13 protein-coding genes are annotated in these 12,872 nt (G+C 75.7%); 6 read left to right on the top strand and 7 right to left on the bottom strand.

What is annotated here, in order from left to right:
• Window positions 1-87: 87 nt before the first annotated feature.
• From AB0L40_RS22360 to AB0L40_RS22340, 5 genes are read right to left on the bottom strand one after another with little or no spacing between them, the layout of a single operon-like run.
• Window positions 88-561, bottom strand: a complete 474-nt coding sequence (locus tag AB0L40_RS22360; RefSeq protein ID WP_364359899.1) for a hypothetical protein — start codon at window positions 559-561, stop codon at window positions 88-90.
• Window positions 562-570: 9 nt separating this feature from the next.
• The gene (locus tag AB0L40_RS22355; protein WP_364359897.1) at window positions 571-1,836 is read right to left on the bottom strand and encodes a glycosyltransferase; all 1,266 of its coding nucleotides are present in this window, start codon (window positions 1,834-1,836) and stop codon (window positions 571-573) included.
• Window positions 1,833-2,861 (bottom strand): glycosyltransferase, encoded by a 1,029-nt coding sequence (locus tag AB0L40_RS22350; protein ID WP_364359894.1) that lies wholly within the window; start codon window positions 2,859-2,861, stop codon window positions 1,833-1,835. The genes AB0L40_RS22355 and AB0L40_RS22350 overlap by 4 nt, the downstream gene beginning before the upstream one ends.
• A gap of 25 nt (window positions 2,862-2,886) precedes the next feature.
• Window positions 2,887-3,657 (bottom strand): methyltransferase domain-containing protein, encoded by a 771-nt coding sequence (locus AB0L40_RS22345; RefSeq protein ID WP_364359891.1) that lies wholly within the window; start codon window positions 3,655-3,657, stop codon window positions 2,887-2,889.
• Window positions 3,654-4,418, bottom strand: coding sequence for a class I SAM-dependent methyltransferase (locus tag AB0L40_RS22340; protein ID WP_364359889.1), 765 nt, complete (start codon window positions 4,416-4,418; stop codon window positions 3,654-3,656). Before AB0L40_RS22340 ends, AB0L40_RS22345 begins: the two co-directional genes overlap by 4 nt.
• 180 nt (window positions 4,419-4,598) lie before the next feature.
• Between AB0L40_RS22340 and AB0L40_RS22335 the strand changes: the two genes are divergently transcribed.
• Both AB0L40_RS22335 and AB0L40_RS22330 read left to right on the top strand, forming a co-directional pair.
• A complete protein-coding gene (locus AB0L40_RS22335; RefSeq protein ID WP_364359887.1) occupies window positions 4,599-5,330 on the top strand; it encodes a methyltransferase domain-containing protein in 732 nt (243 codons plus the stop codon).
• 2 nt (window positions 5,331-5,332) lie between these two features.
• Window positions 5,333-6,088, top strand: a complete 756-nt coding sequence (locus AB0L40_RS22330; RefSeq protein WP_364359884.1) for a class I SAM-dependent methyltransferase — start codon at window positions 5,333-5,335, stop codon at window positions 6,086-6,088.
• A 95-nt stretch (window positions 6,089-6,183) separates the two neighbouring features.
• On the opposite strand, the gene AB0L40_RS22325 is transcribed toward AB0L40_RS22330, so the two are convergent.
• Window positions 6,184-7,422, bottom strand: coding sequence for an NADH:flavin oxidoreductase/NADH oxidase family protein (locus AB0L40_RS22325; protein ID WP_364359882.1), 1,239 nt, complete (start codon window positions 7,420-7,422; stop codon window positions 6,184-6,186).
• Window positions 7,423-7,544: 122 nt separating this feature from the next.
• On the bottom strand, window positions 7,545-8,222 hold the full coding sequence (locus tag AB0L40_RS22320; protein WP_364359880.1) for a methyltransferase domain-containing protein: 678 nt from the start codon (window positions 8,220-8,222) through the stop codon (window positions 7,545-7,547).
• Between the two features lie 157 nt (window positions 8,223-8,379).
• Between AB0L40_RS22320 and AB0L40_RS22315 the strand changes: the two genes are divergently transcribed.
• From AB0L40_RS22315 to AB0L40_RS22300, 4 genes are all read left to right on the top strand, one after another.
• Entirely contained in the window at window positions 8,380-9,945 is a 1,566-nt protein-coding gene (locus tag AB0L40_RS22315; protein WP_364359877.1) for an oligosaccharide flippase family protein, read from the top strand.
• Window positions 9,942-10,622, top strand: a complete 681-nt coding sequence (locus tag AB0L40_RS22310; protein WP_364359875.1) for an HD domain-containing protein — start codon at window positions 9,942-9,944, stop codon at window positions 10,620-10,622. Before AB0L40_RS22315 ends, AB0L40_RS22310 begins: the two co-directional genes overlap by 4 nt.
• Before the next feature lie 12 nt (window positions 10,623-10,634).
• Window positions 10,635-12,020, top strand: coding sequence for a phosphomannomutase/phosphoglucomutase (locus tag AB0L40_RS22305; protein WP_364359873.1), 1,386 nt, complete (start codon window positions 10,635-10,637; stop codon window positions 12,018-12,020).
• Window positions 12,021-12,042: 22 nt separating this feature from the next.
• Window positions 12,043-12,872: glycosyltransferase family 2 protein (locus tag AB0L40_RS22300; RefSeq protein ID WP_364359870.1), on the top strand; the 830-nt coding region annotated here is incomplete at its 3' end.

The following is a 12,872-nucleotide window of genomic DNA, read 5'->3' as shown; positions in this document are numbered from 1 at the left end:
GCAGACGACGGTGCGCTCCTCGTCGAGGAAGGCCAGGGCCTCCTCGTCGCTCATCGTGATGCGGTCGCGGCGGCTCATGAGGCGACGCTAGACGACCACCAGCGTGCCGACGACGGCCAGGACGCGCCCCCACGCTGCGGCGGCGTTCAGCACGCCGACGGCCGCGAGCACCGCCGGGAGGAGCAGCAGCTCGAGCTCCCCGGAGCCCACCAGCAGGAGCGCGAGCACCCCACCCACGATCCCGGCCACCACGAACACGCCCTGGACGACGATCTCGATGCCCGAGGCCTCCCGGCGCTCCGGCAGCGACCACCACCAGGCCGGCAGCGCGACGAGCCCCACGACCGCCCCGATCGTCGACCAGGGGTCGGCGACGGCCTCGACGGCCTTGGCGGCGGCGAGCTCGCCGTCCTGCGGGAAGCACCCCGACGGCGGGGGGAAGCCCTCGGACCAGAACGGCAGCAGCACGGCGACCCCGGGCGCGACGACGAACGCGAGGAGCCCGAGGAGCAGGGCAGCGGCCGGGAGTCCTGGCTCCCGGCCACCCGGGACGGTGGACATGCCTCCAGGCTACGCGGTACGCGCCAGTGCCGCACGGTAGATCCGCAGCGTGCGGGCCGTGTGCTCCGGGACGCCGAGGTGGGCGACCGCGGCGCGGCAGCGATCGCGCGTGCCGGGGTCCGCGGCGAGCTCGAGCGCGCCGAGCACGGCGGCCGCCAGCGCGCCCGGGGTCGGTTCCGGGGCGATCCGGCCGACGTCGTCGGCGGTGACGATCTCCGCGGGGCCCTCCCCCGCGAAGGCGACCCCCGGCGTGCCGCAGGCCATGCTCTCGGCGACGACGAGCCCGAAGGCCTCGTTGGTGGACGGCAGCGCGGTGACCCAGGCGCGGCCGTAGGCGTCGGTCAGGGCGGAGCGGTCGTCGAGGTCGACGAGCTCCACGCCGTCGACCGCGGCGAGGTCGCGGGCCAGGGGCCCGTCGGTCGGGCGGTTGACCAGCAGGCGCGCCGTCGGCCGGTCGGCGCGGACGATCCGGAGCGCGCCGAGCAGCAGGCCGATCCGCTTGGCCCCGCTGGCCGGATCCGACGCGAAGAGGATCGTCGGGTCCTCGTGGCGCTCGGTCGTCGCGTCGACCGTGAACGCGTCGAGGTCGACGGGCGGCGGGACGATCTCCGAGCGCACGGCGAACGTCCGCCAGACGCGGTCCTGTGCGAAGCGGCTGAGGGTCGTGACCGCGTCGGCGGCCCGTGCGGCGTCGACCAGCCCCTCCAGGCGGCCGCGGACCGCGACGGCCCAGACCCGGTCGGGCGGCCCCATCACGCTGACGATGACCGGGACCCGGGCCGGGCGATCGTGCCCCGCGGGACGGATCACGCCGAGCGCGTGGTGGGCGGCGGCCGCGCGGACGGCGAGCGTGGCGTCCGTCGGGTAGAAGGCGTGCAGGACGTCGCCGGGGTCCGCGGACAGCAGCGGCAGCGCCAGCGGGTGGTGGGCGGCGTGGTCGTCGGCGACCGTGCGCCACAAGTACCGGGACGCGACGCGTGGAAGCCGCGTGATCGCCAACCCGTCCTCGGCGTCGAAGCGCGGCGTGCGCCCGGCGTAGGAGGTGACCAGGCGGGGCTTGTGGCCGGCGGCGACGAGACCGTCGGCGAGCGACCGCACCGCGCGCTCGCTGCCGCGGCGGACCTCGGGCCAGAAGACGGGGTTCAGGAGGGTCGGGCGCAGGGCGGGGCCACCGTCCGCGGCCGCAGGACCGCCGGCTCCCGGCACGGCCGCCGATCCGACCGGCGCCCCGCCGGCGTGGGGCGCGTCGGCCGGGTGGTCCGGACGCACGCTCACAGCAGGGGGCTCCGCTCGCGGGCCGACGCGACCGCGAAGGCCGCGATCTGCGCGCCGTCGATCAGCGCGTTGCCGGGAAGCTCGGTCGCGCTGCGGGCCGCCCCGCGGGGCGTGCGGCCGTAGCGCGTCAGGTGCCACGCGAGCCACGGCGCGGTCAGGCCGAGCGCGAGCGGCTCGCGGCGGCAGGCCGCGCGCAGCAGGCCGGCCGCGCCGAGCAGCCACCACGCGTGGGCGGGCGACCAGAAGACGCCGGCCGCATAGTGCCGGCGCATCGCCGGGTGCCGGGCGACCAGGCGCGGGGCGTCCACGAACCGCGCCGCCACCCGGAGCGCGCCGAGCAATCCGGGGGTCTCGACGGCGTGGTCGACGACCGCGTCGGGGACGCCGTGCCACGCCACGCCGGCGTCGCGCAGCCGCCACGCGAGGTCGGTGTCCTCCCCCGCGCGCTCGAAGGTCTCGTCCAGGCCGCCGACGTGCTCCAGCGCGGCGCGGGGCGCGGCGGCGGAGCAGAGCTCGGCCCACGGGGTCGGCGGCTCGAACGTCTGGAGGCGCGGGCGGCGGGCCCGCATCGCGACCTGCTCCTGGTCCGGGTCGATCGCCGCACCGCCCTGGAGGAACGCCCCCGGGGCCGCCGCGTGGGCCGTCAGGAAGGCGGCGAGCCAGCCCGGCCGCGGGCGGCAGTCGTCGTCGGTGAAGGCCACCAGCGGCGCGCGGGCGGCGCGCCAGCCGGCGTTGCGCTTGCCGGACGCGTAGGCAGCGGGGTCGGCGAGGATCCGGGCGACGCCGGCGACGACGAGCGGGTGCTCCGCCGCGGCCTGCAGCGGCTCGGCGACCGTCCCCTCGGTGTGGACGACGACGACCTCGTACGTCGCGCCGGCCGGCAGTTCCTGGACGGCGAGGGCGTCGAGCGCCCACAGCAGGCCGACGCGGCGGCCGGCGGTGGCCATCACGACGGACACGTCGGGCCGTGGCCGGTCGGCCGGCACGGGCCCGGCGGCGCCACGGGGTGCGGTCGGGGTGCTCACGCCGTGGCCGTCCCGAGCGGGCGACTCACCGCCGCTGACCCCGCCAGCGCGAGGCGCGGTGCCCGAGCGCCTGGCGGACGTGGCGCAGCCGGCCCTTCTGCCGCAGCGCGACGCGGCCTCCGGACGCGGTGCCCGGCGCGTCGGGCTCGGGCGCGTCGATCCCGGCGCGGGCGGCGCAGGTGGCCAGCAGCCCGCCGAGCCAGGCGTCGAACTCCTCCGCCGCGACCTGGACCTGCTCGCGGACCGGGAGCTCGCCGTCCCACCAGAACGCGATCGTCCGCTCCTCGGCCGGGACCGACTCGTGGGTGCCCGTCGGCAGGTGCCGGCCGGGCGCGGAGAGCAGGTGCGGCTTGTGGGTCAGGACCAGCTCGTCGCCGTGGCGCTCGCCGATCCAGCGGTGGTGCGACCAGCCGACCCACGGGCCCTGGACGCCGAAGGTCAGCTCCTCGATCGCGGCGGGCAGCTCGACGTAGCCGGAGCGCGAGACGCGCCGCAGCTCGCTGCAGACGAAGACCGGGTCGCGGACGTCCTCGAGCGTGTGGGAGCAGATCGCGACGTCGAACTGCCCGTCCTCGAAGGGCCAGGGCTCGGGGCCGCAGATGTCCGCCTGCCGCCACGTGTCGGCGGTGAAGCGCTCGCGGGCCGGGTCGGCGGCGCCGTAGAGCCCGCGGGTCTCGTACGGCAGCAGGTCGACCACCCAGTCGGCGCGCCACAGGGGCGCCGCCCAGCCGCCGACGTCCAGGACGACGAGGTCGTCCGGGAGCGCCGCGATCCGCTCGGCGGCGTCCGGCCTCACGCGCCGCGCTTGGCCGTGAACAGGACGTTGATGCCGCGCATCTCCGGGTTCGTCGGCGGGCGCATGATCGCGTGGCGCTTGACGTCCACGAAGCCGGCGGTCAGGAACCAGGCGCGCAGCGCGGCGAGGTTCGGGACCCACCAGTTGAAGGCGGTCTCGACCGTCTCGAACGTCGCCATCGCGCGGCGCGGGGCGCGCAGCGTCGCGGCGAACGAGAACGCCTCGAAGGCGATCAGGCGGCCGCCGGGCCGCAGGCAGCCGCGGAGCCGCTCGAGCGCGCCGACGGGGTCGCGCAGGTGCAGCAGGATCGCGCCGACGAACACGAGGTCGTACTCGCCGGGGACCTCCTCGGGCGCGAAGGACTGCACGTCGACCTCCAGCCGCTCCACCGAGGACCCGCGGATCTCGTGCGCGAGCTTGAACCCGCGGCCGAGCTCCAGGTCCTTCTCGGCCATCTCGCGCAGCAGGCGCTCGCGGTGCAGCGGCGGGAAGTTCGTGCCCTCGAACGCGGGCAGGTCCAGCGCGGTGACCTGCGCGCCGCGCTCCTCCATCGCGAACGACCAGTGGCCGTCGAACGTCCCGACCTCCAGCGCCCGGACGCCGGTCAGGTCGCGCGGCAGGATCCGCGGCGTCACCGGGCGGTGGTCGACGAAGCCCGGGGTCACGACGCCGGGGGCCAGCTCGATCGCGTGGTACCAGACCGGGTTGTCGGCGATCGCGGCGCGCGCGGCGGCGATCCGGTCCTCGACGGGGGCGCTCACCCGTGCACCCGGGATGCCGTCGTGGACGGCGCTGTGGCGGTCCTGCGGCCTCGCTTCGCGGTGGCCGGCGGATCCTGGCGTCTCGGGTCCCTCACCGGCGCCAGTCTAGGGATCTCGCCGCCGCGCGTACCCCGCCCGCCGGCCGCCGGAGAAGGCGCGCCGCCCCTACACTCCCGACCGATGGACGCACGCGAGGCCGCCGATTCCCGCCCGTGGTACCACGCCATGGAGCTCGCTCCGGGGGTCGTCACGGACGGCTGGTTCGACCTCCGCGACGACGTCCACCGGTACGGGATCCCGGAGGACCTGACCGGCAAGCGGGTGCTCGACATCGGCACCTGGGACGGCTTCTGGGCGTTCGAGTTCGAGCGCCGTGGCGCCGAGGTCGTGGCGCTGGACCTCGACGACGAGACCAAGCTCGACACCCCGCCGCGCCGCGTCCCCGCCCCGGACGAGCTGGCCCCGGAGCCCCGCGGCGCCGGCTTCCACCTGGCCAAGCAGGTGCTGAACTCGAAGGTCGAGCGCGTCGTGCTCTCGATCTACGACGCCACGCCGGAGGAGATCGGCACCTTCGACCTCGTCTTCTGCGGGTCGGTGCTGATCCACCTGCGCGACCAGATGCGCGCCCTGGAGCGGATCTTCCCGCTGGTCAGGCCGGGCGGCCTCTTCATCTCCGCCGAGGAGTACGACCGGCGCGGCGCCCTCCTCCCCTGGCGCTCGGCCCGCTACCTGGCCGACCGCGAGGCCGCCGTCGTCTACTGGATGCCGACGACGAAGACGTGGCGCGGGATGCACTGGACCGCCGGCTTCGACCAGACCGACGTCCACGGGCGCTTCGTCATGCACGCCGGCAAGGGCAAGGAGCGCTTCGGCGTCCGCCACGTCGTCCTGCACTCCCGGCGCCCGCGCTGAGCGTGTCCGCGTCCGGCCCGGACGTCCCGCCGGACGCCCCCGGCTCCCCGGCCGACGGCGCGGACGACGCGCTGCGGGCGGTCCGCCGCGACGCCTACGAGAACGACCGACCCGACGTCCGGCGGATGGTGCCCGCGAGCGCCCGCCGGATCCTCGACCTCGGCTGCTCCTCGGGAGCGCTCGGAGCCGCGCTGAAGGCCGCCGTCCCCGGCCGCGAGATCGTCGGGCTCGAGCTCGACCCCGCCTACGCCGCGACCGCCCGCGGGCGCCTGGACCGCGTCGAGACGGTCGATCTGGAGCGCGCGCTCGCGACGCCGGAGGACGCCCGGGCGCTGGCCGGCGACGGCTACGACTGCGTGATCGCCGCCGACGTGCTCGAGCACCTGCGCGAGCCGTGGGTCGCGCTCGCCAGCGCCGTGGCGCTCCTGCGGCCCGGCGGCGCCGTCGTCGTCTCGCTCCCGAACGTCCGCTACTGGGAGACGTTCTGGACGCTCGCCCGCCACGGGACGTGGCCGCGCAGCGAGGCCGGCATCTTCGACGCCACCCACCTGCGCTGGTTCACCCTCGGCGACGCGATGAACCTCCTCGCCGACGCCGGCGCGCCGATCGGACCGGTCGACCGCGACGTGCTGCGCGTCATGAAGGTCCACCCGTGGAAGCCCCACCGCATCGACCGGAGGCTCCCCCGCATCGCGCCGCGCGGGGTGCGGGCCTTCCTGACCTACCAGCACGTGCTGGTGGGGACGAAGCCGGCCTGAGGCCGGCGCGCCGCCGGTGGGCGGCACGGGCGCGGTCCTCCGACCCGCCGCACCGCGACGCGTGGCCGCGGCGCTCGCGACGGGGCACGGGCCGCTCAGCCCCCGCGGCGGCGGCGCATCGCGCCCCAGCCGTTCTCGACGATCAGGCCGGCGGCCGCGCGCCACGCGCTCTCCCCCGGCCGCGGGTCGCGACCGGCGCCCATGTGCCGCAGCTGCCGCGTGTGCCAGTAGAGGTCCACGGCGCTGTCGAGCTTCGGCACGCCGACCCGCTTCTCGCCCGCGTCGACGTGGTCGATCCGCCCGTCCAGGAGCCGCGCCGGGGCGTCGGGCAGGACCGCGAGCGGCCGGCCGAGGCCCACGACGTCGCACGCGCCCGTGGCGACGGCGCGCTCCATCGCCTCCGTCGTGCGGAACCCGCCGGTCACCATCAGCGGCACGTGCGGGACCCGCTCGCGCAGCCGCTCGGCGTACTCGAGGAAGTACGCCTCGCGCGCCACCGTGCTGGGCTTGCGGTTGCCGTCGATCATCGCCGGCTGCTCGTAGGTGCCGCCGCTGATCTCGATCAGGTCGAGATCCTCCGCCGCGAGCGCCTCGAGGACCGCCATCGACTCGTCCTCGTCGAAGCCGCCGCGCTGGAAGTCCGCGGAGTTCAGCTTGATCGCGACCGCCGTGCCGGCCGGGACCGCGTCGCGGACCGCGCGGACGACCTCGAGCACGAACCGCCGGCGCCGCTCGGCGTCGCCGCCCCACGCGTCGTCCCGGACGTTGGCCAGCGGGGAGAGGAACTGCGAGATCAGGTAGCCGTGGGCGCCGTGCAGCTGGACGCCCGTGAAGCCGGCGCCCGCGAGGATCGCGGCGGTGCGGGCGTAGCGGCCGATGAGCTCCTCGACCTCCGCACCGGTCAGCGCGCGCGGCGTGACGTACCCGGGGATCTTCGGTGCCACGGCGCTCGGGGCGACCGGGCGGGCCGAGCCGGCGAGCCACAGGGCCTGTCGCCCCGGGTGGTTGATCTGGGCCCAGGCGACGTTGCCGCCGGAGCGCGACGCCGCCGCCCACGCCGTCAGCGCGGCGAGGTCGCGGTCGTCCTCGACGACGACGTTGCGGGGCTCCCCGAGCTGGCGCCGGTCGATCATCACGTTCCCGGTCACCAGCAGACCGGACCCGCCCGCCGACCAGCGGCGGTAGAGGCGCTCGAGGTCCGGCGTCGGGGCGTTGCGGCGGTCGCCGAGTTGCTCGGAGAGCGCCGACTTCGCCAGGCGGTTCTGCAGGACCTGGCCGCCGGGCAGCGTCAGGGGCGCGGCGAGTGCCGTCGGGACGATCACGGTGTCGGGCATCGGAGCTCCTTCCCGGCGGGCCGGGCGGCGCGCCGGCGACGGAAGCTACATCACCGTAGGAAGAATCGCTACCCGCGGTAGGACTGCTGGTGGCCCTCAGCCGGGGCGCGCGTGCGAGCGCCTCAGCCGCGGCGGCCGCGGAGCTTCTCGCGCACGAGGCGCCGGGCCTCCCAGCCGAGCTCCTTGGCGAGCAGCCGCGGCGGGTAGCGCAGCGGGCCGATGCGGATCATGCCGTCGGCCTCGTCCCACCAGCGCTGGCGGGCGGCGAGCTGCGGCATCCGCTCCAGGCCCAGCGCGTCGAGCGAGCCGCCCCGGATCCCGACGCCGAAGACCTCGCGCGGGATGCCCTGGTCGCCGATGCCGACGACCCAGGCGTCGTCGAACGGCTCCAGCAGCTGGCGGAAGCCCTCGGGCGTGAAGCGGAAGTAATCGTTCGGGTAGCCGTGGATGCCGAAGAGCATCACCGAGCTGATCAGGCAGAGCCCGCCGTCGGGCGTGAGCGACCGGTGCATCTCGCGGACCGCCGTGACGGGGTCGGCGCAGTGCTCGAGCGTATCGAGGCAGATCGCCGTGCCGACCTCGCCGTCCTCGAAGGTCAGGCCGCGCAGGTCCTCGACGCGGTCGACGCCGGGGCCCTCACGGAAGTCCGTGCCGGTGAACGGGCGGCCCGGGAAGAAGCGGCGCAGGTCGATGTCCTGCGCGGCCTCGACCTGCAGCGAGCCGAACTCGACGACCGGGTCCGGTGCGGGCACGAGGGCCAGGACGTCGGTGAGGAACTCGCGGGTGATCGGCTGGGCCACGGGCGGGCAGTCTACGGACGACACCGCGGCGCCCCCGGGCCGCCCCGCACCGCGGGGCCGCGCGGACCGGTGGCCGGGCGGGGACGACTAGACTGCCGCGGCGTCGCGCGCCCGGCCCTCCTCCCGGCGCGCCGGGCCCCCGAAGCACGGTCCCCGTTTGTCCGAGCCTCCCGCAGATCCCCCGTCCGAGCCCGCCGGCGTTCCCGCCGCGGTGCCCCCGGCGCTCCCGCTGGACGTTCCCGGCGTCGCCCCGACCGGCGTGGCGGCGTCCGACGCCGCCAAGCGCCGCGGGATCGCGCTCGGGTCGCGGACGCTGCGCGAGCACGCCACGCGCGGGGTGCTGATCAGCGGGATCTGGATGGCCGCCATGGGCGTCGTCCAGGCGGGCCGGAACTTCGTCCTTCCGGGCGTCGTGGGTCCGGAGGAGTACGGGATCTGGGGCGCGCTGCTCGCGTTCGGCGCCCTGCTGGCGGCGTTCCGCACCACCGGCACCAACGAGGTCTACGTTGGCCAGGACGAGGATGACCAGGAGCAGGCGTTCCAGCGCGTCTTCGCCATCGAGGTGACGGTCAACGGCGCGCTCACGGTGCTGACGATCGCGTCCGCCCCGCTGCTGGCGCTGATGTACGGCGACTGGCGGCTCCTGCCGCTCGGCATCGCGAGCGCGCTGGCCTGGCCCGCCCAGACCCTGCAGGCCCCGCTCTGGGTGCTCTCGCGGAGGATGGAGTTCGGCCGGCTGCGCGCGATCCAGGCGGTCGATCCCGTCCTCGGCACGGTCGTCGCGGTCGGGCTGGCGATCGCCGGCTTCGGCGCGTGGTCGATCGTCCTCGGGATCCTCGCCGGGGCGTGGGCCACCGCGCTGATCGCGGTGGTGCTGAGCCCGTTCCGGCTGCGCCCGAAGTTCGACCGCGTGGCGCTGCGCCGCTACGGGAAGATCTCCGGGGCGCTGTGGATCGCCGCGGTCTCCGGCGCCGTCGTCGGGCTCGGCCTGATGGTGCTGGCGCAGCGCTCGATCGACGCACGCGCCGTCGCCGCCGTGACCCTGGCCTCGAACATCACGTTCTTCGCGGCGCGGCTGGACCAGGCGGTCTCGACGGTGCTCTACCCCGCGATCGCCGCCGCGCAGGACCGCCCGGATGTGCTGCGGGAGACGTTCGGCAAGGCCAACCGCGTCGGGCTCGCGTGGGCGGTCCCGGTCGCCGCGGGGCTCGTGATCTTCGCGCCGCAGCTGATCCCGGCCGTCTACGGCGACGAGTGGCGCTCGGCCGTCGGCGTCGTCCAGTGGTTCGCGGTCGCCGTCGCCGTCGCGCACCTCGGCACGAACTGGTGGCAGTACGAGATCGTGGCCGGCGACTCGCGGCCGCTGGCGGTCAACGGGATCGCGGCGCTCGTCCTCTTCGTCGTCCTGCAGGTGCCGCCGATCCTCATCTGGGGCCTGAACGGCCTGGCCGTCAGCATGCTCGCCCAGGCGCTCGGCCAGCTGGCGGTGCGGACGGTCTACGTGCGCCGACGCTTCGGGACGTGGTCGCCGCTGCGCCTCAGCGTCCGCTCGCTCGTGCCGGTGCTGCCGGCGACCGCGGTCGGGGTGCTGCTGACGACGCTCGACGTGCCGCTCGGCGCCGAGCTCGTCGTCTTCATCGTCCTGCTGGGGATCGGCACGTTCCTGTTCGAGCGGGAGCTCGTCCGCGAGATCCGCGGGTACCTGCGGGGCGCCGTGCGGTGAGCGCCGCGCCGGACGATCCGCGGGCGACGTCCCCGGACGGGCCGCGGACGCCGTGGGGCCCCGACCCCGGCGGCTCCCCGTGGCACGAGCGCGTCCCGGAGCTCACGGCCGCGGACCCGCGCCTGCTGGCCCACTGCGTCGCCGTCGCCACGACCTGCGCGTCCCTCGCGCGCTGCTGCGGCCTCGACGACCACGAGGTCGCCGTCGCCCAGCTGGCCGGGCTGCTCCACGACGTCGGCAAGGCGCCGTCGCTGCGCCGGGACGGCGAGCTGCACCACCTCACCGGCGCGCGGCTGCTGCGGGACGCCGGCGACGAGCGCCTGGCCCGGCTGGTCGCCCACCACTCCGGCGGTCGCTTCGAGGCGGAGCTCGCCGGCCAGGACCTCGGGGCGTACGAGCGCGAGCAGAGCCTCGTCGCGGACGTGCTGGACCTCGCCGACCTGACGACCCAGCCCAACGGCCGGCCGATCTCGATCCGCGGCCGCTACGCCGACATCCGGGAGCGCTACGGCGTCCGCGACGGCGACGCGATCGCACTGGACCTCTTCGTCCCCGACCTGACCGGGGTGGTCGCCCGGGTCACGGCCCGGATCGAGGGGGACACGCTCCGCCGGCGGCTGTCGGCGAGCTGGGAGCCGCCGGCCGGGCGCACACGCCGGGCCGCCGACGGCCCGTAGGATGCGGCGCACATGAGCGTGCCTCCCGAGATCTTCAAGGCCTACGACGTGCGCGGCATCGCCGGCGAGCAGATCGACGCCGCGGTCGCACACCGGATCGGGCGGGCGTTCGCCCGGGTCGTGTCGGACCTCTCCGGCAAGCCCGTCACCGATCTCACCCTCGTCGTCGGCCGGGACATGCGCCTGTCCGCCCCGGAGCTGCTGCGCGCGTACCGCGACGGCATCGTGCTCGAGGGCGCCAGCGTCGTGGACCTCGGGCAGGTCGGCTCCGAGATGCTCTACTGGACCGTCGGTACCCGCGGCCTCGACGGCGGGCTGATGTGCACCGCGTCGCACAACCCGAAGGCCTACACGGGCGCCAAGCTCGTCGAGAAGGGCGCGCTCGCGCTGTCCGGCGAGCGCGGCATCGGCGAGATCCGCGACCTCTGCCTCGGCACCGAGCTCGACGCCGATCCGGTCGGCGTGACGCCCGGCGGCGTGGTCGAGGAGAACGTCTACGACGCGTTCCACGCCGCCGCCCTGGAGTTCATCGACCCCGCCGCGATCAAGCCGCTGAAGGTCGTCGTCGACGGCGGCAACGGCATGGCCGGCCCGATGATCGGGCCCGTCCTCAAGCACCTGGGCCTCGACCTGGTCGAGACGTACTGGACGCCGGACGGCAACTTCCCCGACCACGAGCCCAACCCGCTGCTGCCGGAGAACCGGCAGTTCATCATCGACAAGGTCCTCGAGACGGGCGCGGACCTCGGCATCGCGTGGGACGGCGACGCGGACCGCTGCTTCTTCATCGACGACCGGGGCCGCTTCGTCGACGGCGACTTCCTCACCGCCCTGCTCGCCGAGTCGCTGCTCGAGAAGCAGCCCGGCGCGACGATCCTCTACGACTGTCGCGCGTCCCGCGCCGTCGCCGACGTCGTCGAGGCCGCGGGCGGCCGCGCGCTGATCAACCGCGTCGGCCACGCGTTCTTCAAGACGCGCATGCCGCAGGAGGGCGCGATCTTCGGCGGCGAGGTCTCGGGCCACTACTACTTCGAGAAGTTCTCGAACGCCGACTCGGGCTCGATCCCGGCGCTGCTGATCCTGGAGCTGCTGTCCGTCCGCGGACTGAAGCTCTCCGCGCTGGTGGACCGCTTCCACGAGAAGTACTTCATCTCCGGCGAGATCAACTCGACCGTCACCGACGCCGACGCGAAGATGGCGGAGATCGAGGCGAAGTACGGCGCCACCGACGCCACGATCACGCACGTCGACGGCGTCTCGATCGACTACGCGGACTGGCACTTCAACGTCCGCAAGTCCAACACCGAGCCGCTGCTGCGGCTCTGCCTCGAGTCGCTGGTCTCCGTGGAGGACATGGAGCAGAAGCGTGACGAGGTCCTCGGGCTCATCCGGTCCTGAGGCCGGGTCGACCGTCCGCGCCGTGAGCGCCCCGTTCCACGTGGTCGTGGTGTCCTACCGGACGCCGCGGCTGCTGGACCGCTGCCTGACGGCGCTGCGGCCCGACGTCGCGGCCGGCCGCGCGACGGTCGCGGTCGTCGACAACGCCCCCGGGGACGGGTCCGCCGACCTGGTCCGCGCCGAGCACCGCGGCGTCTCGCTGGTCGAGCCCGGGTGCAACCTCGGGTTCGGGGCCGCCGTCGACCTCGGGGCCCGTGACAGCGACGCCGCGTGGATCTGCCCCGCGAACGCCGACGTCGCCGTCCACCCGGGCGCCCTGGAGGCGCTCCTGCGAGCGGGCACGGACGACCCGGGCGCGGGGATCCTCGCCCCGCGGCTGGTCGCCCCGGACGGGTCGACCCAGCACAGCGTCCACCCCTTCCCCGGGCTGCGCTTCACGGCGGCGTTCAACGCGGGGCTCGTCGAGCGCAGCGCGGAGCTGCGCCGGCGGTTCGTGCTCGAGGGCACCTGGGACGCGGACGAGCCGCGCCGGGTGCCGTGGGCGCACGGGGCGTTCCTGGCCGTCCGGCGGGCCGCGTGGGAGCGGATCGGCGGGTTCGACACGGGCATGTGGATGTACGCGGAGGACCTCGACCTCTGCTGGCGCGCGGACCGCGCCGGGTGGCCCGTCCGCTACGTCCCCGACGCGTCCGTCGACCACGAGATCGCCGCCGCCACGGGGACCGCGTTCGGCGACGACCGCGCCCGGCGCTTCATGGCGGCCACGTACCGTTGGCAGGCCGCGCGGCGGTCGCCCGCGGTCGCCGCCGCCGCGGCCGCGATGAACGTCGCCGGCGCGGCGGCGCGGGCCGG

The organism is Patulibacter sp. NPDC049589 (assembly GCF_040675535.1).
Classification (GTDB): Bacteria; Actinomycetota; Thermoleophilia; order Solirubrobacterales; family Solirubrobacteraceae; genus Patulibacter.
Note: the sequence above shows the minus strand (reverse complement) of the source record. Positions and strands in the feature narration are given on the sequence as shown.

Excerpts from the sequence above, each read along its gene's own strand:
- AB0L40_RS22360 (WP_364359899.1), bottom strand. The coding sequence starts at position 561 with ATGTCCACCGTCCCGGGTGGCCGGGAGCCAGGACTCCCGGCCGCTGCC.
- AB0L40_RS22335 (WP_364359887.1), top strand. The coding sequence starts at position 4,599 with ATGGACGCACGCGAGGCCGCCGATTCCCGCCCGTGGTACCACGCCATG.
- AB0L40_RS22325 (WP_364359882.1), bottom strand. The coding sequence starts at position 7,422 with ATGCCCGACACCGTGATCGTCCCGACGGCACTCGCCGCGCCCCTGACG.
- AB0L40_RS22305 (WP_364359873.1), top strand. The coding sequence starts at position 10,635 with ATGAGCGTGCCTCCCGAGATCTTCAAGGCCTACGACGTGCGCGGCATC.